Raw genomic sequence first — 20,812 nt, 5'->3', positions numbered from 1 at the left:
CAAAATTCCACGCTAAATTTATTAGCGTACCGGCCATTGACCCCCTCCTGACGTCCCGTGTCGTTTTCCCGGCGTGCCGCAATTCAAAATTGCGTGATAAGGGTGAGAGAAGGCAAACGTTTACCTTCAAGTTTTTCAGGAGTTTAGGATATGGTCTGGAGTGACATTTAATGGCAACAATTAAAGACGTAGCAAAACGCGCAAACGTTTCCACTACAACCGTATCACATGTAATTAACAAAACCCGTTTTGTGGCGGAAGAGACGCGCAACGCCGTCTGGGCAGCGATCAAAGAGCTGCACTACTCGCCAAGCGCGGTTGCGCGCAGCCTCAAGGTTAATCACACCAAGTCTATTGGTCTGCTGGCGACCAGCAGCGAAGCGGCCTATTTTGCCGAGATCATCGAAGCGGTAGAAAAAAACTGCTTCCAGAAAGGCTATACCCTGATTCTCGGCAACGCCTGGAACAGCATTGAAAAACAGCGCGCCTACCTGTCGATGATGGCGCAAAAGCGCGTGGACGGCCTGCTGGTGATGTGTTCAGAGTACCCGGAATCCGTGCTGTCGATGCTGGAAGAGTATCGCCATATTCCTATGGTGGTGATGGACTGGGGCGAAGCGCGCGCCGACTTCACCGACTCCGTTATCGATAACGCCTTCGAAGGCGGTTACATGGCGGGCCGTTATCTGATCGAACGCGGCCACCGCGAGATTGGCGTGATCCCGGGCCCGCTGGAACGCAACACCGGCGCGGGCCGCCTGGCCGGTTTTATGAAAGCGATGGAAGAAGCGCTAATCACCGTGCCGGAAAACTGGATCGTGCAGGGCGACTTTGAGCCGGAATCAGGCTACCGCGCGATGCAGCAGATCGTCTCCCAGCCTCACCGTCCAACCGCCGTTTTCTGCGGGGGCGATATCATGGCGATGGGCGCCCTCTGTGCGGCCGACGAGCTGGGTCTGCGCGTACCGCAGGACATCTCCGTGATCGGATATGACAACGTGCGCAACGCGCGCTTCTTCACGCCAGCGTTAACCACCATTCACCAGCCGAAAGATTCACTGGGTGAAACCGCCTTCAATATGCTGCTGGACAGGATCGTCAACAAGCGTGAAGAGTCGCAGTCCATTGAAGTTCACCCTCGCCTCATCGAACGCCGTTCCGTTGCGGATGGCCCGTTCCGCGACTACCGTCGTTAATTTCATTGCGGAGCCAGTCAGTCTGGCTCCCGCAGCCACTCCCGGTTAAGCGTTTCGCTGTCCCCCAGATAGTCCAGCAGCCAGGCCATCGCCGGCGAGACATCATTTTGTTGCCAGGTGAGGCAGCAGGCCGCATCCGGGAACGGATTCTCCAGCGTTAGCTCAACCCACTCACCGGTGTCGATTCGCGGACGTGCAAAATGGGCGGGCACCATGCCTACGCAGAGCCCGGCGCTGAGGCACGTCGCCGACGATCCCCAGTCAGGGGCGACAACCCGCCGCTGGTTGTCCAGCAGCCAGGTAATTCGCTTCGGCAGCGAGCGGGAGGTATCCTCCAGCACCAGCGACGGCCAGCTCCGCAGCGTATCGTCGCTCAGCGGCCCTTCGGTCGCCGCCAGCGGATGATCGCTTGCCACCACGCATTTCCAGCTCAGCATCCCCATATCGCGAAAGGCGTAACGTCCCCCGACCGGGATCGCCTGGGTCGCGCCAATCGCCATCTCTACCCTGCCGTCCGCCAGCGCATCCCAGACGCCGTTGAACACCTCCTGCGAGACCCGCAGTTCTACGTCAGAGAAATGCCGATAAAAATCGACAATCATCTGCCGGGTGCGCTCGGGCTTAACGATGTTATCCACCGCAATGGAAAGGTGCCCCCGCCAGCCGTTCGCGATCTGCTGGCACTGCTCGCGGGTGATCTGCATTTTTTTGATAACAGAACGCCCTTCCTTTAAAAACCACGCCCCTGCGGGCGTTAATTCCACATCACGATGCCGCCGTTCAAACAGCGGTACCGCCAGCCACTCCTCAAGCTGTCGCACCGTATAGCTGATGGCCGAAGGGACGCGGTGCAACTCCTGCGCCGCTCCGCTAAAGCTGCCGTTACGCGCGACAGCATCGACCACTTCAAGAGAATAATCTGACCACATTTTCTGCCTGCAAAAAATTTGAATGCACCCGTCAAATATTAGCGTTTCACAAGCCGCTTTGCACTCCCTACACTCTGCGCCAACGTACACCTGCCTCCTCAGGAGAATAAAAGAATGCAACCCAGGAAAGGATTTTTAGTCTGGCTCGGCGGCTTAAGCGTGCTGGGCTTTTTGGCCACCGACATGTACCTGCCGGCGTTTGCCGCGATGCAGGAAGACCTGCAAACTCCTGCCGCGGCCATCAGCGCCAGCCTGAGCCTGTTCCTTGCCGGTTTTGCTTTCGCACAGCTGCTCTGGGGACCGCTCTCGGATCGCTTCGGTCGTAAACCGGTGCTGCTGCTGGGGCTGGCCATTTTTGCCGTGGGCTGCCTGGGGATGCTATGGGTGCGCGATGCTACCTGGCTGCTGGTGCTGCGGTTTGTTCAGGCGGTCGGCGTCTGCGCCGCAGCCGTGACCTGGCAGGCGCTGGTCACCGACTACTACCCCGCGAACCGCACTAACCGTATTTTCGCCACCATTATGCCGCTGGTGGGGCTCTCACCGGCCCTCGCCCCGCTGCTGGGCAGCTGGCTCCTCGCGCACTTTGACTGGCAGGCCATCTTTGCCACGCTGTTTGCCATCACGCTGGTGCTGATGCTGCCGGCGTTCGCCCTCAGGCCCGCGCATAAAAAAGAGGCGCACGCAGACGCGAAGCCGATTACCTTCACCTCCCTGCTGAGCGCGAAAGCGTATCGCGGCAACGTTCTGATCTATGCCGCCTGCTCAGCGAGCTTCTTCGCGTGGCTGACCGGCTCGCCGTTTATTCTGCACGATATGGGCTATAGCCCGGCGGCCATTGGCCTGAGCTACGTTCCGCAGACCATCGCGTTCCTGGTGGGCGGATACGGCTGCCGCGCGGCGCTGCAAAAATGGGAAGGCCAGCAGATGCTGCCCTGGCTGCTGGTGCTCTATGCGCTGAGCGTCATCGGCACCTGGGCCGTTGGCTTTATTCCGGGCGCGGGTCTGGCCGAAATATTGATTCCATTCTGCGTGATGGCCATCGCGAACGGGGCGATCTACCCTATCGTTGTGGCGCAGGCGCTACGTCCATTCCCGCAGGCGACAGGCCGCGCGGCTGCGCTGCAGAACACCCTGCAGCTGGGGCTGTGCTTCCTGGCAAGCCTGGTGGTCTCCGCGCTGATTGCCACGCCGCTGGTGACGACGACCAGCGTGATGCTGGCTACCGTTGCGCTGGTGGCGTTGGGTTATCGCATGCAGGCCTCCGCGCAGGATGAGAGCACGCAGGTAGAAACCTCGCATGCCTAATCGCGCCAGAAACTATGTTAATTTTCAGTGATTAGGTTGCTAAGAATTTTCTATTGAATCACCAAATTTTGAGGCCTATACTAAATTTGGTTCGATTAAATACGATAAATATTATGTGTTAACGGGAGCCGGAGTGCTCCCGTTTTACCATGGAAGGCATTTCGGCAAGGGTTATCTCCCTTCCTCTGTTCTACGTCGGATACTAGCCTCGCGGTATTTACCGTGAGATTTCTCACAAACCAAAAAAGCGTCTACGCTGTTTTAAGGTTCTGATCACAGTAGGGTGATGGAGAAGCTATGAGTTCATCGTGTATAGAAGAAGTCAGCGTTCCGGACGATAACTGGTCCCGGATCGTCAGTGAACTGTTAGGTCGGGCAGGCATCACTATCAACGGATCATCCCCATCGGATCCTCAGGTTAAACATCCCGATTTTTTTAAACGCGTGTTGCGCGAGGGGTCGCTAGGCCTGGGGGAAAGCTATATGGACGGCTGGTGGGAATGCGAACGGCTGGATACTTTTTTCGCCAGCGTGCTGCGTGCTGGTCTGGAAAAACAGCTCCCCCGTAATCTTAAAGACACCCTGCGTGTCGCCTCTGCCCGTCTCTTTAACCTGCAAAGTAAAAAGCGTGCCTGGACCGTCGGCAAAGAGCATTACGATCTCGGCAACGATCTGTTCAGCCGCATGCTGGACCCCTTCATGCAATACTCCTGCGCCTACTGGAAAGAGGCGTCGACGCTTGAAGAGGCTCAGCAGGCCAAGCTGCGCCTGATTAGCGAGAAATTGCAGTTGCAGCCCGGTATGCGCGTGCTGGATATCGGCTGCGGCTGGGGCGGGCTGGCGTATTTTATGGCGAAGCACTACGGCGTCAGCGTGGTCGGCGTCACCATTTCCGCTGAACAGCAAAAAATGGCGCAGGAGCGGTGCCTGGGGCTTGATGTGGATATCCGCCTGCAGGATTACCGGGATCTGAACGAACAGTTTGACCGGGTCGTTTCCGTGGGCATGTTTGAGCACGTCGGGCCGAAAAACTACGACACCTATTTCGAGGTGGTGGACCGTAATCTGAAACCGGACGGTATTTTCCTGCTGCACACCATCGGCTCTAAGCGGACCGACAATAACGTTGACCCGTGGATCAACAAATACATCTTTCCGAATGGCTGTTTACCGTCCGTACGCCAGATTGCCAACGCCAGCGAATCCCATTTCGTGATGGAAGACTGGCATAACTTCGGCGCGGATTACGACACCACGTTAATGGCGTGGCATGCACGTTTTCAGGAAGCCTGGCCTGAAATTGCGGACAACTATTCTGAACGATTCAAGCGGATGTTTAGCTATTATCTGAATGCCTGCGCGGGGGCGTTTCGCGCGCGAGATATTCAGCTCTGGCAGGTTGTTTTCAGCCGTGGGATTGAACACGGCTTGCGGGTCGCACGCTAGAAAAATAACCCCGGCCAGCCGGGGTTATTTTTTATTCTTCTTCTACAGCTTTAATTATTGCGGCTTCTTTTGCGGCCAGCACGCGCTCAACGGTATCTACAACCGCCTGGGTTTGCGGATCGATTTCGATATTCACGCGATGCCCCAGTTTTTTCGAACCCAGCGTGGTGCGCTGCAGCGTCTCGGGAATTAAATGCACGCAAAAACGCGTCGGAGTAACTTCTCCCACCGTCAGACTAATCCCATCAATGCCAATAAACCCTTTATAGAGGATGTATTTCATTAATGAGGGGTCCTGCACTTTAAACCAGATTTGACGGTTATTTTCTGATGTAACGATTTTCGCCACTTCGGCGGTGGTCATGATGTGCCCGGACATCAGATGGCCGCCAATCTCGTCGCTGAACTTCGCCGCGCGCTCAACGTTGACGGTGTCCCCCACCACCAGCTCGCCCAGGTTAGTAATACGCAGCGTCTCTTTCATTAAATCAAAGCTAATCTGGTTACCATTAATTTCGGTGACGGTCAGGCAGCAGCCGTTATGGGCAACCGAGGCGCCGGTTTCGATGCCGTCGAGCATATATTCCGGCAGCTCTACAACATGAGTACGAAAATTAGGTTTTTCATCAATGGACACCACTTTGGCGGTGCCCTGCACAATACCAGTAAACATGCTTACAACTCCTGTTTTTTCCGGACGGTGGTGACACCGTTTAATCCCACCACAATAACAGTTGGAAAAACAGGTTGCCAGCGGAGCGCATTTTCTGGCGATTTTTTCACTAGATAAATAGCTAAAGCCCGCTACAATAGCTGGCACCCCCCTGCATTTTCTTCTTGCTGCCCGTTTCGGCGGCTTTTTTAGTCTCTCATATAACTACAAAATAAAGGTGTTCACGTGCAGAAGTACATGAATGAAGCGCGCCAGCTATTGGCACTGGCTATACCAGTGATCGTCGCGCAGGTGGCCCAGACCGCAATGGGATTTGTGGATACGGTAATGGCGGGTCGCTACAGCGCCACCGATATGGCGGCCGTTGCCATCGGCACGTCAATCTGGCTGCCGGCCATCCTGTTCGGCCACGGTCTGCTGCTCGCCCTCACCCCGGTTATCGCTCAGCTTAATGGCTCGGGTCGTCGCGAGCGTATTGCCCATCAGGTCCGCCAGGGTTTCTGGCTGGCAGGGTTTGTCTCTGTGCTGATTATGGTCGTGCTCTGGAACGCGGGTCATATCGTCCGCGCCATGCACAATATTGACCCGGCGCTGGCAGACAAAGCCGTGGGCTATCTGCGCGCCCTGCTCTGGGGTGCGCCCGGCTACCTCTTTTTCCAGGTCGCCCGTAACCAGTGTGAAGGGCTGGCGAAAACCAAGCCCGGCATGGTGATGGGCTTTATCGGCCTGCTGGTGAATATTCCGGTGAACTACATCTTTATCTACGGCCATTTTGGAATGCCGGAGCTGGGCGGCGTCGGCTGTGGCGTGGCGACGGCTGCGGTTTACTGGGTAATGTTCTTCAGTATGATCGCTTATGTGAAACGCGCCCGTTCAATGCGCGATATTCGTAACGAGAACAGATTCAGCACGCCGGACTGGAGCATCATGACGCGCCTGGTGCAGCTAGGCTTGCCGATTGCGCTGGCCCTGTTCTTTGAGGTGACGCTCTTTGCCGTGGTTGCCCTGCTGGTCTCCCCGCTGGGGATTGTTAACGTGGCCGGACACCAGATTGCGCTCAACTTCAGCTCCCTGATGTTCGTCCTGCCGATGTCGCTGGCCGCGGCGGTGACGATCCGCGTTGGCTTCCGCCTGGGACAGGGCTCCACCCTGGATGCGCAAACGGCCGCGCGCACCGGGCTGGGCGTCGGTGTTTGCATGGCCATCTGTACGGCGCTGTTTACGGTGGCGCTGCGCGAGCAGATCGCCCTGCTCTATAACGACAACCCGGACGTGGTGGCGCTGGCTTCGCACCTGATGCTGTTGGCTGCGGTGTATCAGATTTCTGACTCCATCCAGGTGATTGGCAGCGGCGTATTGCGCGGATATAAAGACACGCGTTCGATCTTCTTTATTACCTTTATCGCCTACTGGGTGCTGGGTCTGCCTACTGGCTACGTGTTGGCGCTGACCGATCTGGTCGTTGATCGCATGGGGCCGGCCGGATTCTGGATGGGCTTTATCATCGGACTGACGTCGGCGGCGATCATGATGATGATGCGCATGCGCTTCCTGCAGCGCCAGCCGTCAACGGTAATTTTGCAGCGCGCTGCGCGTTAACTACGCAGTAGCCGCCAGCTGGCGGCTACTTTCTCTTCACTTTGCGCGGTAATGAAGCAATCGCGTGAAATCAGAGAGAAAAATGCATTTTCCCTCTTGCCTCCTTGATGCTGTGCCGCTAATATTCGTCCCCGTTGTCACCTACAACACGTTGCGTTCATAGCTCAGTTGGTTAGAGCACCACCTTGACATGGTGGGGGTCGTTGGTTCGAGTCCAATTGAACGCACCATTCTGCGTCCGTAGCTCAGTTGGTTAGAGCACCACCTTGACATGGTGGGGGTCGGTGGTTCGAGTCCACTCGGACGCACCATTTCAGTCCTGAAATGGTGCAAATTCTCTCCTTTTACCCTGAATTTTCTTAATCGCTTATTTTCATCATTATTCTCCTGCTACGCTTTTCTTATGGAATAAATACAGGAAGCGCGTCAATGAAGAATATCGCGATTATCGGCTCCGGCCCCACAGGGATTTACACCTTTTATCATCTGCTTAATAACAGCACCCCGCTCTCCGTATCCGTCTTCGAACAGGCCGATGAAGCCGGCGTGGGCATGCCCTATAACGACGACGATAATTCCCGGCTGATGCTGGCGAACATTGCGAGCATAGAAATCCCGCCCATTTTTATGACCTACCTCGACTGGCTCAAGGAACAAAGTGACGCCCATCTGGCGCGCTTTAAGGTTGATAAAGCCAGCCTGCATGACCGGCAGTTCCTGCCCCGACTCCTGTTGGGAGAGTATTTTCGCGACAGCTTGCGTTCAATCGTGAAAGAGGCAAAAAAGCTGGGGTTCCAGGTTACGGTCCATGAATCCGCGAAGGTAACGGACATCATCCCCTCGACAACCGGCGTAACGCTTTCCGTCAACGACACCACTTTGCCCGATCGGTTCGATCTGGCGGTTATCGCCACCGGCCACGTCTGGCCAGATGAGGAGGAAGCCACGCGCACGTTCTTCCCCAGCCCGTGGTCGGGGTTGATGGACGCCAGCATTCCCCCTTGCCGCGTGGGCATTATGGGAACGTCGTTGAGCGGTCTGGACGCGGCTATGGCGGTGGTAATGCAGCACGGTGAGTTTCGTGACGGTAAATTCCTTCTCGACAAGGGCAGCGAAGGGTTAAACATTACGCTGATGTCCCGCACGGGCATTCTGCCGGAAGCCGATTTTTACTGTCCAATCCCTTACGAACCGCTGTCGGTATTGACCGAATTCGTGGTTGAACGCGAGATAGCCAAAGGATCGGACGGCCTGCTTGACCGCATATTTTTCCTGATGGTGAAAGAGCTCGAGCTCGCTGACCCGGCGTGGTGCGAGAAAATTTCTCTGCGTAACCAGGATGCCGACAGCCTTCGTGAGGCATGGTTTGAGGACCGTAAACGGCACGGCCCCTTTACCTGGGCGGAAGAGAACCTCAGCGAGGTTGAACGCAACAAACGCGAACGGCGCACCGTGGCCTGGCGCTATACCGTCCTTCGACTGCATGAGGTAGTTCAGGAGATTGTGCCCCACCTCAACGACGACGACAGAGAGCGCTTTAAGCAGGGCCTCGCCCGCGTGTTTATCGACAACTATGCCGCCATCCCGCCGCAGTCTATCCGCAGGCTGCTTGCGCTTCGCGAGGCCGGCATCATTAGCGTGGCGGCGCTTGGCGATGATTACACGCTCGACGCTGGCAGCGATCGGACGGTAATTACCACCAAAGAGAGCGTTTATCGTTTCGACGTGTTTATTGACGCGCGCGGGCAAAAGCCGCTCAAAACAAAGGACTTGCCTTTCCCGACGCTGCGTAAACAGCTGGCAGAGACGGGCGACGAGATACCCGACATTGGTGATGATTACACGCTTAAAGCGCCTGAAACGGTTCGCGGGCGCATTGCTTTCGGTGCGATACCGTGGCTGATGCACGATAGTCCCTTCGTTCAGGGGCTGGCGGAGTGTGCGGAAATTGCAGAGGCGATGGCGAAGGCGGCTGAAAAACCTGCCTCGGGTAGACGGCGTCGGTTACCGTACGTGGAGAAATGACAGGGCTTCCATGCCCTGCTATCGGTAATTACTCGAAGAAGACCTCCGGGTTTTCCGACAGCGATACGAACGTTTTGGTGTTCTTATCCAGGGCAAGGATTTTGCCGCTTTCAATGTCATACACCCAACCGTGCAGACGAAGCGAGTTATTACGCAGGCCCACCGCGACGGACGGATGGGTCTTGATGTTGCTCAACTGCGCAAACACGTTCTCCTGCACCATCGCATTCACTTTATCGATAGGCTTGTCCCAGCTTTTCTTCTCTACCACGGCTTTCGCCGCGTCGGAATAGCGCAGCCAGTGCGATACGGCTGGCATTGGCTCCAGGTTGGCGTTATCGGCAATCGCCTTCATCGCGCCGCAGTTGGAGTGGCCGCAGATCACGATATCCGTCACGCCCAGCGCCACCACCGCGTACTCGATAGTTGCAGATACGCCGCCCGGCTCCGGCCCGAAAGGCGGGACAATGTTGCCAGCATTACGAATGACAAAAAGCTGTCCCGGCTCTTGCTGGGTGACCAGTTCAGGAACCAGACGGCTGTCGGAGCAGGAGATGAACAGCGCTTTGGGATTCTGGCTGGACGCTAAACTGCGAAAGAGCTCTTTACGTTGCGGGAAAATCTCTTTTTGAAAGCTGAGAAAACCTTCAATGATATGTTGCATAGCAATTTCTCTTTTATCTGTTTTCGTTTAGGTATGATCGCGATCACACTCGTAAAGTTTACCCACCGTACTTTACCGGAGACAAGCAATATATTTCTGGCCCGACCGCTGCACGATGTTGTCGGCGTTCGCCGGGATGTTTTGCCCTTCGAACGCGCCGTAAAGACGAGCGAACGATTTTCCCGCCAGGCGCCGGGTAACGTCCTCAACCGTACGGGCAGGCAGCGGGAGCATATTCGGGTAGCTCCACATAAACGACACCGCATCTTTCCCCGGGGTGACCTGCAAAATATCCCCCGCCAGCAAAACGCCCTCGTCCTCCTGCCAGTGCAGTACCGTTCCGCCCGCAAAATGGCCGCCGAGACGTAGCAACGTGACGGACGGCCAAATCTCCAGCGCCTCCCCCTCCCAGAAATGAATCGCCGGGCTGTTGCGCATCACCCATTCGCGGTCGCTGGCGTGCAGGTAGACCGGCGCATCGAAAGCCGCGGCCCACTCCTGCATCGTGGTGTAATAGTGCGGATGCGAAATCGCAATGGCGTGAAGGCCACCGAGCGCAGTGATGAGCGTTTGGGTTGCGGGATCAAGGTTGGCAATGCAGTCCCAAAGAATATTGCCGTGCGGGGTGCGCAGAAGGAGCGCCCTCTGGTTAATCGCAAAAGCGGGAACCGTTTTGATACTGAACAGCGCGGGCTCCAGCTGCTGCCATTTATTCACGTGCGTGGCCGTCACCGTCGCGTAATCAATCCACGCCTGACCGCTGACCGGGACATACTGGCGTTCATCCTCGCAAATCGGACATCTCTCCGGCTTTCCATCATAGGAGGTACCGCAGGTTTTACAGAGTGTAATCATGAGCGATCCTCGGTGATAAAGCACTGAGTATGGCAGGGATTATCCTTATGTGCTGCGAGGTACATTGCCGACGTTTTTTACCCTATACTGTGCCAGTATCAAAAACCGAACAGAGCAGGTGCAACATGGAAATTGATCTCGATAACTTAGTTTTTAACGGTCTGGATGAAGCGGAAGAGCGTAACGCGGAACGTCTGGACGACGCGGATAAAAAAGCGCAGGCGATCGTTGCCGACGACGACTGCGGTGATGCCTGCAAGATTTGATAAAAAAAGCACCGGTAAACCGGTGCTTTTTTTATATTACTTTTTCAGCCCGTCAATGGCCGCCGCACGGTGCGCTTCCACGGTTCTCGGGGAAAGATTCAGGCGTGCAGTCACCTCTTTATTACTGCACCCTTCCAGCAGTACGGTCAGGGTAACCAGAATGCCCTTCTCATTTTTCAGGCTGTCGACATTACCAGTTAACGTTGATGAGAACAAAAAAACGCGGGCGTAATCAGACCTCAGGCGTTTTGCTAAAGCCGGTCAGCATCAGGATCAGGCTTTGCGGGGAAGACGCCGTCTCAAACTGGTAGTGATTTCCCTGACGATCGCCGCCGATGTACCACGAAATCTCGGTTTTCCCTTCTGCCAGCGCCTTGCGCACCGCTTTATCCACGTCCACCATCCGGTATTCGCGGGAGTGGTTAAGGTAAAGCACCGCATCCGAACGATAGTTACAGGCTGGCCGCGACTGCCAGCTCACGCTGGCCGGATCCCAGTCGTTGCTTGCCGGATAGAAGAAAATTTGATCCGCGCCGTTGGTTTCCACTTTCCCGCCATAAATCCGCACGCGGTATTTAAACTGCGAAGGATCCTGTCCGGCAGGCAGCGGGGGAATGTGAAACTTCACCAGCGACAGCGTTTCGCTGTTTTTGGTGCGCCCGCCGTTCTGCCAGTTATCCTGCACCAGCAGGGCCTGGGGCTCTGGCTGGGTCAGCGCGGGCTCCAGGCTGCTGAGCCAGACGCTGGCCTTCGCTTTTGAATAACCATACGGAACGGTGGTGCCGCAGTCCAGACCGCGGTTCATGCACAGGTCGGTCATAAAGCGCGCGGCGTCTTCCGTCCAGCCGTTCATAAAATCAGCATGCGCCGTATACAGGCTCCCCCACCGCTCTTCACGCTCGTTGCCGTGCATGATGGGGTCGAGAGAAAGCTGCGCTTTGCTGGTATCGAGCGAGCTAATCGTCGGGAGCACGTACGCAATGTTCATGTTCACGGTGGGAATTTTCACCGGGAAGTCGGACGGGCACTGCCCTTTGGTGTCGTAGGTGGCGTTGGCCAGACCGTGAGCGGGCTTAAGATTTACCCCGTCCCAGCAGTTCGGAAACTGAATGCCGATATTAAACTGCACGGCATCGTTCGCCTTGCGTAAGCCGCAGACCTCACCCGTTTTGGTGGTGTAGCCCTTGCCGTTAGCGCACAGGAAGGTGATATGTGGATTCGGCGCGGTGCCGTGATGATCGCCCGCCAGCAGCGACAGCCCCGCCGGGAACGGGTGCAGCGGCCAGGCGTCGACGTTCGATGCCTGATAATAGGTTTTTTGATAGGCGGGTTTGACCACCGTTCCGTCAGGCAATTTCAGAGAGGGTGCCCAGTAGGCCGAGCTGTCTGCTTTGTTATCGCAGGTGGTCTTTTCATCTTTACGCAGCGATTCACGGCTGGAGAAGGCATCCGTTTGCACGTTGCCAAAAAAATCGTGCAGCATGGCCTCGTTGGGCATGCCGTGCATCATAATGGCATCGTCGCCGAGCGTGTGGGAGTAACCGCAAACGACGTGCGCCTGTGGCGCAGCGTGCGCCGCCTGCATGGCAATCAGTAGTGCGGTGGCAGAAAGTGCCGGGGTTAATACTGTCCGTTTCATTATCATCTCCTTCTGAGAAAGGAGATATTGGTATCAAAACGGCCAGGGTTTACCGAGGATTTGCCCGCGTATTTTTCCGTTCATCCCTGCTTTACACGGATCACGCACAGTTCATTCCAGTACGTTTCGCGCGTGCGGCGAAGTTCAGCGTGACGTTTTATCATGGAACCACTCCGGGTCGATGTTAGCGACGTCCACGCCATACAGGCTGGCAACAGGCAGTATTGACTCCTGAACACGCTGCGCGCTGTTCTCCGCATTCGCTGGCCGGGTCGCAAAAAACCGCCGTAGCGTGCCGATCCATTTTTTCATTGCCTTTACCCCTCTCGCTTCACCAGCCCTGAGTTAAGCACGCGTTTCCTGGCCGCGGAAATATCAATTCCGGCAGTCAATGTGCAGGAAGTGCAAATAGCTCCTTACATTTACCTGCCGGTAACACACTGTTCACTAATGCTTTTTTGTATAGAGCAAAGAACATTTTCTTATTTGGCGATAGCTTTTGCTTATGGGAGCGTAACGGTGCAAAACAAAAACAACGGGACGAACGATGACTATGGCAGCAAAGATGAAAAGGTTTAAAAAAGGGACGGCAGTTCTGGGATTACTGGCCGCCGGGAGCCTGTTTTCAGCGCAGGCGCTGGCCGATCGGCTGGAAGATATTAAGGCCGCGGGGGTGGTGAAAGTCGCCACGTTTGACGCCAACCCACCGTTTGGCTCAATTGATGCAAAAACGCACGAGATCGTGGGTTACGACGTGGACTTTGCCAAAGCACTGGCAAAATCACTCGGCGTGAAGCTTGAACTGGTTGCCACCAATCCGGCCAACCGAATTCCGCTGCTTCAGTCCGGTAAAGCAGACCTGATCGTAGCGGATATCACCATCACCCCGGAACGCGCGCAGGTGATTGACTTCTCCACCCCCTATTTCGTGACCGGACAACAGTTCCTGGTTCCCGCCAAATCGCCCGATAAGCTGGATGAATACAGCCGGGCGCGCATTGGCGCGGTCAAAGGCACCACGGGTGAACAGGCGCTCCACCAGCGTTTTCCGCAGTCCCGCGTGCTGGCTTATGACGACATTCCTCTGGCGCTGACGGCGCTGCGCAACGGCAACGTGCAGGCCATTACCCAGGACAGCACAATTCTTGCAGGCCTGCTGGCACAGGCCCCGGATAAAGCGAACTTCAAAATCCTGCCCGATCTGCTCAGTAAAGAAGAAATTGGCGTCGGGGTGAAGAAAGGTGAAACAGCGCTGCTGAAAGCCGTTAACGATGAGCTGGTTAATCTCGAGAAGAACGGTCAGGCGGCAAAAATCTATGACGTCTGGTTTGGCCCAAACACGCCCGCTCCACAGCCTCGCGCCTTTAAAATAGAAGCCAGGTAATTATGCTCTCAGGTTTATTTTCCCACTCCGCGGCCGGTGCCGCGGATTTTTCACATCTGGAACAGGCCAGCGTTGAGTTTCGTCACGTGGACAAACGCTACGGCGACCATCAGGTTTTACGCGACATTAACCTCACCATCACGCCCGGTGAAGTGGTTGCTATTCTCGGCCCTTCCGGTTCGGGTAAATCAACGCTGATCCGTCTTATCAATCAGCTTGAAACCCTGAGCGGCGGGGAAATCCTGGTCGACAGCAAGCCGACCGGGCAGCTTTCCGGCAGCAGGCTGCGTCAGCTGCGCAGCCGCGTTGGATTTGTGTTTCAGCAGTTCAATCTGTATGCCCACCTCACCGCCAGCCAGAACATCACCCTCGCACTGGAGCATGTGCACGGCTGGAAGCCGCAGCCAGCTCAGGAGCGCGCGCTGGCACTGCTGGAGAAGGTCGGAATGCAGGAAAAGGCTCACCACCTCCCCGCTGAGCTTTCCGGCGGCCAGCAGCAGCGCGTGGCGATTGCCCGCGCCCTGGCCTCGTCGCCGCAGATCATCCTCTTCGACGAGCCGACGTCGGCGCTCGATCCGGAGATGATTGGCGAAGTGTTATTCGTCATGAAAGCCCTTGCCCATAGCGGGATCACCATGATTGTCGTGACTCATGAGATGCAGTTCGCCCGGGAAATTGCCGACCGGATTGTCTTTATCGACGGCGGGCAGATTCTTGAAACCGCGCCGCCGGGGCAATTTTTCAGTCAACCGTCGCATCCCCGGGCGCAGCGTTTCCTGCAAAAAGTGCTGAACCCGCTGCACCAGGAGCACCTCTGATGCCCGCCCTCGACTGGCAGGGCGTGCTGGCCGGACAGCCTCTGCAGTGGATACTCTCCGGATTTCTCACCACCCTGTGGGTGACGCTGGCGGGGGGCCTGATCGCCAGCCTGCTTGCACCGTTCTTTTTGCTCCTGCGTCTTTCCGGTGGACGCATCGGGAATGCGGTCGTCAGCGGCTGGGTATCGCTGTTTCGCAATACGCCGCTGTTGGTCCAGCTGCTGTTCTGGTATTTCGCCGCCTGGAACGGGTTACCGCAGGGCTTTCGAGACGCGGTGAATGCGGATCACAGCTGGTCAATTCTGCCCGGCGACGTCTGGTGGTTTACCCCTGAGTTTTTATGTTCTGCCTGGGGGCTGGGCGTCTTTACCTCGGCATTTTTAATTGAGGAAGCGGCATCGGGACTGCGTTCTGTTCCTGCCGGACAGCAGGAAGCGGCGCTGGCGCAAGGGTTCTCCTCGTGGCGTTTATTTCGCTACATCCTTCTGCCGCAGGGGCTCGCCAACGCCTGGCAGCCCGTTGTCGGCCAGTACCTCAATTTGATGAAGCTCTCCTCGCTCGCCAGCGGGATTGGCTTCGCTGAGCTAACCTACCAGGTCCGGCAGATTGAAAGTTACAACGCCCACGCCATGGAGGCGTTTATCGTCGGTACGGTGCTCTATTTGCTTACCGGCATTGTCATGGGGATGGTGCTGGTGCGCGTCGGTCCGCATTCAGGGAGGAAAAAAGATGGTTGCAGGATTTAACGTTATTGTCGAAAACCTGGATTATCTGCTGTGGGGACGAACGGCAGCGGGTGAACCCGGCGGCGTACTGCTTTCGTTGCTGATGGCCGCAGGGGCCGCCCTGCTTGCGCTTCCCGGCGGCGTGACGCTGGCGTGCCTCGCCTGGCGCTATCCTGGGCTGGTGCGCAGGGGGCTTTTTCTGTGGGCGGAGTTGATTCGCGGTATTCCCCTGATTTTTGTGATTTTCTGGATGTGGTACCTGTTGCCGCTGATCACCGGCGGGGATCTGCCGGGGGCGCTGACCGTGACGCTGGCGCTGGCCTGGTTTACGGCGGCATCGGTGATGCATTCGGTTTTTGCCGGGCTCAGGGCGCTCCCTGCGGGTCAAAACGAGGCCGCGCTGTCTCAGGGGTTCAGCACGCAGCAAATCCTGTGGCGCGTGCTGCTGCCGCAGACGCTGAGAAATATTTTGCCGTCGCTGGTGGGAATTTTTATCAGCCTGCTGAAGGATACGTCGCTGGCATTCATCGTCAACGTCCCGGAGCTAACCACGGTGGCGGGACAGGTCAACAACCGGGTGCAAATCTACCCGGCGGCCATCTTTATTTTTACGGGTGCGGTCTATTATCTGCTCTGCTGCTCGCTTGAACAGGTCGCGAAACGCTGGCGCGTTAGCCGGCCAGCGCCTTAACCACCGTTTCCATCGCTTCGGTTGTCAGTGCGCTGCGCTTGATGCGCTGGTTCGCCAGCGCCGTGCGCAGCACGCCCGCAATGACAATATGCTTCGGCTCCTGCCCTAAATCACGCATCTCCAGCACCACCTTTCCGACCACCCGGCACATCTCCTGGTACAGCGCTTCATCTTTGGTCACGTTACCCATCGTCATCACTCCATTGCCTGTTAAACGTTGAGCTTAAATGATTCTCCCGCCGGATACAAAAAGAAGCCCGGCGAGGATCTCGCCGGGCTTCATCTGGAAAATCAAATAATTAGTTGTTTACTGGAATGACCGCGCCTTTGTATTTGGTGCGGATCCAGTCCTGAATCTCTTTGGAGTGCAGCACGTTCACCAGCGCGACGATGTCTTTCTTCTTCTCGTCGCCACGATGCACGGTAATGATGTTGGCGTACGGGTTGTTTTCACCGCTCTCGACCGCAATCGGGTCGTGAACCGGATCCAGACCGGCGTCTATCGCATAGTTGGCGTTAATCACCACCGCGTCGCCTTCGTCGTTGTTGTACATCTGCGGCAGCAGGGACGCTTCCACGTTCGGCGTGAACTTCAGTTTTTTCGGGTTCTCAACGATATCGCTGATGCGCGCCGTCACTTTGTCGATGCCCGGCTTCAGCTTGATCACGCCCTCTTTTTCGAAGATGGAGAGAATACGGCCTTCCTCGGAAACCGCATCACGCATGATGATCTTGCCGCCTTCCGGCAGGTCCTTCAGGGATTTGTATTTTTTTGAGTAGATGCCGATTGGCTCAATGTGGATCGCGCCCGCACTGACAAAATCGTAGTCTTTATCGCCCGCATGATCTTTCAGCACGCTGTTCAGGTAAGGAATGTGCTGGAAATAGTTCGCGTCGATGTCATGACCCGCCAGCGCAGTGTTCGGCAGAATGTAGTCCTGGAACGGTTTAATCTCCAGGTCGATACCCTGCTTCGCCAGAATCGGCTTGGCCTGCTCCAGAATTTCGGCGTGCGGCGTGTTGGATGCGCCCACGGTCAGGGTGTCGGCCCAGGAGGCGAAGCTCAGGGCGCTCAGGGTTGCGGCGGCAATCAGTGTCAGTGTCTTTTTCATGATGTGGTTCCTGTGTGTATTTATTAGCGTTTATCTAACAGTGAAGTAATGACATCGCCGCAGAACTGGATAATGAAAACGATGATTAAAATGGTCACCGTTGCCACCAGCGTGACGTCACCATGGTTGCGCTGGAATCCTTCCAGATAAGCCAGATTTCCTAAACCGCCGGCACCAATCACCCCCGCCATGGCGCTGTAGCTCACCAGCGCAATCAGCGTCACCGTAATACCTGATACCAGTGCAGGTGATGATTCCGGCAGTAAAACCCGAAACACGAGCGTGCTCAGCCGTGCGCCCATCGAGCGCGTGGCTTCTATCACGCCTTTATCCACTTCACGCAGGGCAATTTCCACCAGGCGTGCGTAGAACGGTGCGGCACCCACGATCAGCGCCGGCAGCGCCGCGTTGGCACCAAGAATGGTGCCGACGACGGTCTTGGTGAACGGGATCAGCAGAACGATGAGAATGATGAACGGAATCGAGCGGAACACGTTCACCACTATCGAAATGACGCTGTAGACCGTGCGGTTGTGGAACAAGCCACCGCGCGCGGTTAAAAAAAGCGCCAGGCCCAGCACGATGCCCAGAACAAAGGTCGCCACGCCGGAAAGCGCGGTCATGTACAGCGTCTCCAGCGTTGCCGCCCAGAGCTGATCCCACTTGAGATGCGGAAAGAGATTCTCAGACATGTTTAATTACCTCGCCTTCAATATCGCTGTGCTGCAGGTCGGCGAGGATATTGTTCAGTTGTTCATCGGATGCCGCCACGTGGACCCAGAGCTGCCCGAAAACACCGTGGGCGGTCTGCGTCATTTTTCCGTGCAGGATGTTAAACGGCAGGCCGTAGCGCAGGGTGAGTTCCCCGACAATCGGCTTGTGCGTGCTGTGTCCGGTAAAGGTCAGCCTGATCACCGTGCCTTCCAGATCGTTTGCCAGTTCGGTATTGAAGGTCTCTTCCTCGGCGTACTGGCTCACCTGGCGGACAAACTGCTGCGTAATCGGCTGCTGTGGATGGGTAAAGACGCTCAGCACGTCGCCCTCTTCCACCACTTTGCCGTTCTCCATTACCGCCACGCGGTCGCAGATTTTGCGCACCACGTGCATCTCGTGCGTGATCAGCACGATGGTGAGTTTGAAGCGGCGGTTAATGTCCAGCAGCAGATCGAGGATCTGATCGGTGGTCTGCGGGTCGAGCGCGGACGTAGCCTCGTCGCAGAGCAGCACGTCGGGGTTGTTGGCCAGCGCGCGCGCAATCCCCACGCGCTGCTTTTGCCCGCCGCTCAGCTGCGACGGGTACGCATTTTCGCGTCCCTTCAGGCCAACCAGCTCCACCAGTTCGGCGACGCGCGCCTTAATCTTCGCTTTTGGCACACCGGCAATTTGCATAGAGAAAGCAATGTTCTCACTCACCGTGCGCGACCACAGCAGGTTGAAGTGCTGAAACACCATGCTGATCTTCAGGCGCGCCTGGCGCAGCGCTTCACCTTTTGCGGCGGAGATATCCTGCCCGTTAATGGTGACGCTCCCGGCGCTAGGTTTCTCCAGACCGTTCAGCAGGCGAATCAGCGTGCTTTTCCCGGCGCCGCTGTAACCGATAATGCCGTAAATCTGTCCCTGCTCTATCGTCAAATTGACGTTATCAACGGCAGTCAGCGCGACCTTTCCGTTGTCAAAAACCTTCGAAATATTCCTGAGTACGATCATTCTTATTCTTTATCCGTTTCGCGCATGGCTGTTTAGCAGTATGGATGTCCAAACGATAGTAAACAGGCGTTATCAGGTTTTAAATGACCAAAAAGGAATTTGTTATAACTATCGGAAATAAACAGCGGATTAAGTGGGTGGGAAGCATTTAGACCAATTTCAGCAATGATTATCTGCCGGATGCATATCTGCTGGCGGATGCGCGCAAAAAACGGTCATTTTTACAGCGTTTTATCCCGATATAGCCGTCCCCACATCCAGACAACTTTACGTCTTGCTTTCCTGACATCCAAAAACGGTATTTATATTCCTTTCCGTTCTAAACGGCAGTGAATGGTTCTTTATTGAGAAAATTTCACCGCCCTATCATCCCGTCATGACATCCCGAAAGGAAAACATCATGACGATTTACCACTCCGTCACCGAACTGATTGGCCGCACGCCGCTGATCCAGTTGCATAAGCTTGATACCGGTCCCTGCTCGCTGTTTCTGAAGCTGGAGAACCAGAACCCCGGCGGCTCGATTAAAGACCGCGTTGCGCTGTCGATGATTAACGAAGCGGAGCGTACCGGCCAGCTGCAGCCGGGCGGCACGATTATTGAGGCCACGGCGGGCAATACCGGCCTCGGCCTGGCGCTGATCGCCGCCCAGAAAGGCTACTCGCTGATCCTCGTAGTGCCTGACAAAATGAGCCGCGAGAAGATTTTCCACCTGCGCGCGCTGGGTGCCCAGGTGGTGCTGACCCGCTCGGACGTGAATAAGGGCCACCCCGCCTATTACCAGGATTACGCCCGGCGTCTGGCTAACGAGCTGCCCGGCGCGTTTTACATCGACCAGTTTAATAACGTAGCCAACCCGCTGGCACACCGCACCACCACGGCACCGGAGCTGTACGAGCAGCTTGACGGCAGAATTGACGCCATCGTGGTCGGCGTCGGCTCAGGTGGTACGCTCGGTGGCCTGCAGGCGTGGTTCGCCGAGCACTCTCCGCACACGGAGTTTGTCCTGGCTGACCCGGCCGGATCCGTTCTCGCTGACCAGGTGGAAACCGGACGCTACCACGACGCGGGCTCCTGGCTGGTCGAAGGCATTGGCGAAGACTTTATTCCGCCGCTGGCCCACATTGAAGGGGTGAATCGCGCCTGGCGCATCACCGACCACGAAGCCTTCGCCACCGCGCGCGAGCTGCTGAAGACGGAAGGCATTCTGGCGGGCTCCTCCAGCGGCACGCTGCTGGCGGCGGCGCTGAAGTATTGCCAGGCGCAGACCACGCCGAAGCGCGTGGTGACCTTTGCCTGTGACAGCGGCAATAAGTATCTATCGAAGATGTTTAACGACGACTGGATGCGCCAGCAGGGGCTTATCACGCGCCCTCAGGCGGGGGATCTCTCCGACTACATTGCCCTGCGCCATGATGAAGGCGCTACCGTCACCGCCGCGCCGGACGATACGCTTTCCACCGTGCTGGCACGCATGCGCCTGTATGACATCTCTCAGCTGCCGGTCCTGGAGAACGGCAAGGTGGTGGGCATTATCGACGAGTGGGATCTGCTGCGGCATATCGGCGGCGACGGCGACCGCTTTACCCTGCCGGTCACGGCGGCCATGACCCGTCAGGTGGAATTTCTTGATAAACGTGCCCCGGAGAGCGCCCTGCACGCCATCTTCGACCGCGGTCTGGTGGCCGTGATTAACGACAATGACCATTTTCTCGGCCTGATTACGCGCAGCGACGTCCTGACCGCGTGGCGCAATCGTCTACAGCAATAAAGGATTA

Annotated in this window: 22 protein-coding genes and 2 tRNA genes; 13 read left to right on the top strand and 11 right to left on the bottom strand. The window is 56.5% G+C overall.

Features of this window, described 5'->3' with window-relative positions:
• Window positions 1–170: 170 nt before the first annotated feature.
• Window positions 171–1,196: an HTH-type transcriptional repressor PurR gene (gene purR, locus ACMWL8_RS07270; RefSeq protein ID WP_008500597.1), complete on the top strand. Its 1,026-nt coding sequence runs from the start codon at window positions 171–173 to the stop codon at window positions 1,194–1,196.
• A 17-nt stretch (window positions 1,197–1,213) separates the two neighbouring features.
• Here purR and punR read toward each other — a convergent pair whose 3' ends face one another.
• Window positions 1,214–2,125 carry a DNA-binding transcriptional activator PunR gene (punR, locus tag ACMWL8_RS07265; RefSeq protein ID WP_028012890.1) on the bottom strand — a complete coding sequence of 304 codons (912 nt, stop codon included), beginning with the start codon at window positions 2,123–2,125 and terminating at the stop codon, window positions 1,214–1,216.
• A 114-nt stretch (window positions 2,126–2,239) separates the two neighbouring features.
• On the opposite strand from punR, the gene punC reads away from it, so the two are divergent.
• The gene (gene punC, locus ACMWL8_RS07260; RefSeq protein ID WP_126300210.1) at window positions 2,240–3,430 is read left to right on the top strand and encodes a purine nucleoside transporter PunC; all 1,191 of its coding nucleotides are present in this window, start codon (window positions 2,240–2,242) and stop codon (window positions 3,428–3,430) included.
• Window positions 3,431–3,727: 297 nt separating this feature from the next.
• Window positions 3,728–4,876 carry a cyclopropane fatty acyl phospholipid synthase gene (cfa, locus tag ACMWL8_RS07255; protein ID WP_045261535.1) on the top strand — a complete coding sequence of 383 codons (1,149 nt, stop codon included), beginning with the start codon at window positions 3,728–3,730 and terminating at the stop codon, window positions 4,874–4,876.
• 31 nt (window positions 4,877–4,907) lie between these two features.
• Here cfa and ACMWL8_RS07250 read toward each other — a convergent pair whose 3' ends face one another.
• Entirely contained in the window at window positions 4,908–5,549 is a 642-nt protein-coding gene (locus tag ACMWL8_RS07250; protein ID WP_028012887.1) for a riboflavin synthase, read from the bottom strand.
• Between the two features lie 225 nt (window positions 5,550–5,774).
• Here ACMWL8_RS07250 and mdtK point away from each other — a divergent pair, with 225 nt between their 5' ends.
• The 4 genes from mdtK (at window position 5,775) to ACMWL8_RS07230 (ending at window position 9,173) form a co-directional block, all read left to right on the top strand.
• A complete protein-coding gene (gene mdtK / locus ACMWL8_RS07245) occupies window positions 5,775–7,148 on the top strand; it encodes an MdtK family multidrug efflux MATE transporter (protein ID WP_045261536.1) in 1,374 nt (457 codons plus the stop codon).
• A 153-nt stretch (window positions 7,149–7,301) separates the two neighbouring features.
• Window positions 7,302–7,378: transfer RNA gene (locus ACMWL8_RS07240), tRNA-Val, on the top strand.
• A 4-nt stretch (window positions 7,379–7,382) separates the two neighbouring features.
• A tRNA-Val gene (locus tag ACMWL8_RS07235) sits at window positions 7,383–7,459 on the top strand.
• Between the two features lie 118 nt (window positions 7,460–7,577).
• Complete coding sequence (locus tag ACMWL8_RS07230; protein WP_045261537.1) at window positions 7,578–9,173, top strand: FAD-NAD(P)-binding protein; 1,596 nt, start codon at window positions 7,578–7,580, stop codon at window positions 9,171–9,173.
• 28 nt (window positions 9,174–9,201) lie between these two features.
• On the opposite strand, the gene ACMWL8_RS07225 is transcribed toward ACMWL8_RS07230, so the two are convergent.
• Window positions 9,202–9,837, bottom strand: a complete 636-nt coding sequence (locus ACMWL8_RS07225) for a carbonic anhydrase (protein ID WP_028012884.1) — start codon at window positions 9,835–9,837, stop codon at window positions 9,202–9,204.
• 72 nt (window positions 9,838–9,909) lie between these two features.
• Window positions 9,910–10,692, bottom strand: a complete 783-nt coding sequence (locus ACMWL8_RS07220) for an MBL fold metallo-hydrolase (protein WP_045261538.1) — start codon at window positions 10,690–10,692, stop codon at window positions 9,910–9,912.
• Between the two features lie 125 nt (window positions 10,693–10,817).
• On the opposite strand from ACMWL8_RS07220, the gene ACMWL8_RS07215 reads away from it, so the two are divergent.
• Window positions 10,818–10,958 carry a hypothetical protein gene (locus tag ACMWL8_RS07215; RefSeq protein ID WP_003857665.1) on the top strand — a complete coding sequence of 47 codons (141 nt, stop codon included), beginning with the start codon at window positions 10,818–10,820 and terminating at the stop codon, window positions 10,956–10,958.
• Window positions 10,959–10,994: 36 nt separating this feature from the next.
• Here the strand turns inward: ACMWL8_RS07215 and ACMWL8_RS07210 are convergent, their stop codons facing one another.
• The 3 genes from ACMWL8_RS07210 to ACMWL8_RS07200 form a co-directional block, all read right to left on the bottom strand.
• Window positions 10,995–11,174 (bottom strand): LuxR C-terminal-related transcriptional regulator, encoded by a 180-nt coding sequence (locus tag ACMWL8_RS07210; protein WP_045261539.1) that lies wholly within the window; start codon window positions 11,172–11,174, stop codon window positions 10,995–10,997.
• Between the two features lie 16 nt (window positions 11,175–11,190).
• Complete coding sequence (locus ACMWL8_RS07205; protein WP_045261540.1) at window positions 11,191–12,597, bottom strand: DUF1996 domain-containing protein; 1,407 nt, start codon at window positions 12,595–12,597, stop codon at window positions 11,191–11,193.
• A 144-nt stretch (window positions 12,598–12,741) separates the two neighbouring features.
• A complete protein-coding gene (locus ACMWL8_RS07200) occupies window positions 12,742–12,909 on the bottom strand; it encodes a hypothetical protein (RefSeq protein WP_052683041.1) in 168 nt (55 codons plus the stop codon).
• A 241-nt stretch (window positions 12,910–13,150) separates the two neighbouring features.
• On the opposite strand from ACMWL8_RS07200, the gene ACMWL8_RS07195 reads away from it, so the two are divergent.
• From ACMWL8_RS07195 to ACMWL8_RS07180, 4 genes are read left to right on the top strand one after another with little or no spacing between them, the layout of a single operon-like run.
• The gene (locus ACMWL8_RS07195) at window positions 13,151–13,981 is read left to right on the top strand and encodes an ABC transporter substrate-binding protein (RefSeq protein WP_071993779.1); all 831 of its coding nucleotides are present in this window, start codon (window positions 13,151–13,153) and stop codon (window positions 13,979–13,981) included.
• Window positions 13,982–13,983: 2 nt separating this feature from the next.
• Complete coding sequence (locus ACMWL8_RS07190) at window positions 13,984–14,799, top strand: amino acid ABC transporter ATP-binding protein (protein ID WP_045261541.1); 816 nt, start codon at window positions 13,984–13,986, stop codon at window positions 14,797–14,799.
• Window positions 14,799–15,545 (top strand): amino acid ABC transporter permease, encoded by a 747-nt coding sequence (locus tag ACMWL8_RS07185; protein ID WP_045261542.1) that lies wholly within the window; start codon window positions 14,799–14,801, stop codon window positions 15,543–15,545. Before ACMWL8_RS07190 ends, ACMWL8_RS07185 begins: the two co-directional genes overlap by 1 nt.
• Window positions 15,529–16,215, top strand: coding sequence for an amino acid ABC transporter permease (locus ACMWL8_RS07180; RefSeq protein ID WP_045261543.1), 687 nt, complete (start codon window positions 15,529–15,531; stop codon window positions 16,213–16,215). Before ACMWL8_RS07185 ends, ACMWL8_RS07180 begins: the two co-directional genes overlap by 17 nt.
• Here ACMWL8_RS07180 and fumD read toward each other — a convergent pair.
• The 4 genes from fumD to ACMWL8_RS07160 all read right to left on the bottom strand — a co-directional run bounded on the left by fumD (window position 16,196) and on the right by ACMWL8_RS07160 (window position 19,034).
• Window positions 16,196–16,405, bottom strand: a complete 210-nt coding sequence (gene fumD, locus ACMWL8_RS07175; RefSeq protein ID WP_028012876.1) for a fumarate hydratase FumD — start codon at window positions 16,403–16,405, stop codon at window positions 16,196–16,198. The two genes, ACMWL8_RS07180 and fumD, sit on opposite strands and share 20 nt — an antisense overlap.
• A gap of 109 nt (window positions 16,406–16,514) precedes the next feature.
• Window positions 16,515–17,327 carry a MetQ/NlpA family ABC transporter substrate-binding protein gene (locus ACMWL8_RS07170; RefSeq protein WP_028012875.1) on the bottom strand — a complete coding sequence of 271 codons (813 nt, stop codon included), beginning with the start codon at window positions 17,325–17,327 and terminating at the stop codon, window positions 16,515–16,517.
• A gap of 23 nt (window positions 17,328–17,350) precedes the next feature.
• The gene (locus ACMWL8_RS07165; protein ID WP_028012874.1) at window positions 17,351–18,019 is read right to left on the bottom strand and encodes a methionine ABC transporter permease; all 669 of its coding nucleotides are present in this window, start codon (window positions 18,017–18,019) and stop codon (window positions 17,351–17,353) included.
• Entirely contained in the window at window positions 18,012–19,034 is a 1,023-nt protein-coding gene (locus ACMWL8_RS07160) for a methionine ABC transporter ATP-binding protein (RefSeq protein ID WP_045261544.1), read from the bottom strand. Before ACMWL8_RS07160 ends, ACMWL8_RS07165 begins: the two co-directional genes overlap by 8 nt.
• 400 nt (window positions 19,035–19,434) lie before the next feature.
• Between ACMWL8_RS07160 and ACMWL8_RS07155 the strand changes: the two genes are divergently transcribed.
• A complete protein-coding gene (locus ACMWL8_RS07155) occupies window positions 19,435–20,805 on the top strand; it encodes a pyridoxal-phosphate dependent enzyme (protein ID WP_045261545.1) in 1,371 nt (456 codons plus the stop codon).
• The last annotated feature ends 7 nt before the right edge of the window (window positions 20,806–20,812 follow it).

Source organism: Enterobacter sp. 04-C-12-SI-ECC (genome assembly GCF_047530715.1).
In the GTDB taxonomy this organism is placed as follows: domain Bacteria; phylum Pseudomonadota; class Gammaproteobacteria; order Enterobacterales; family Enterobacteriaceae; genus Enterobacter; species Enterobacter bugandensis.
The sequence above is the reverse complement of the archived record's forward strand: the minus strand, read 5'-3'. Positions and strand labels throughout refer to the sequence as shown.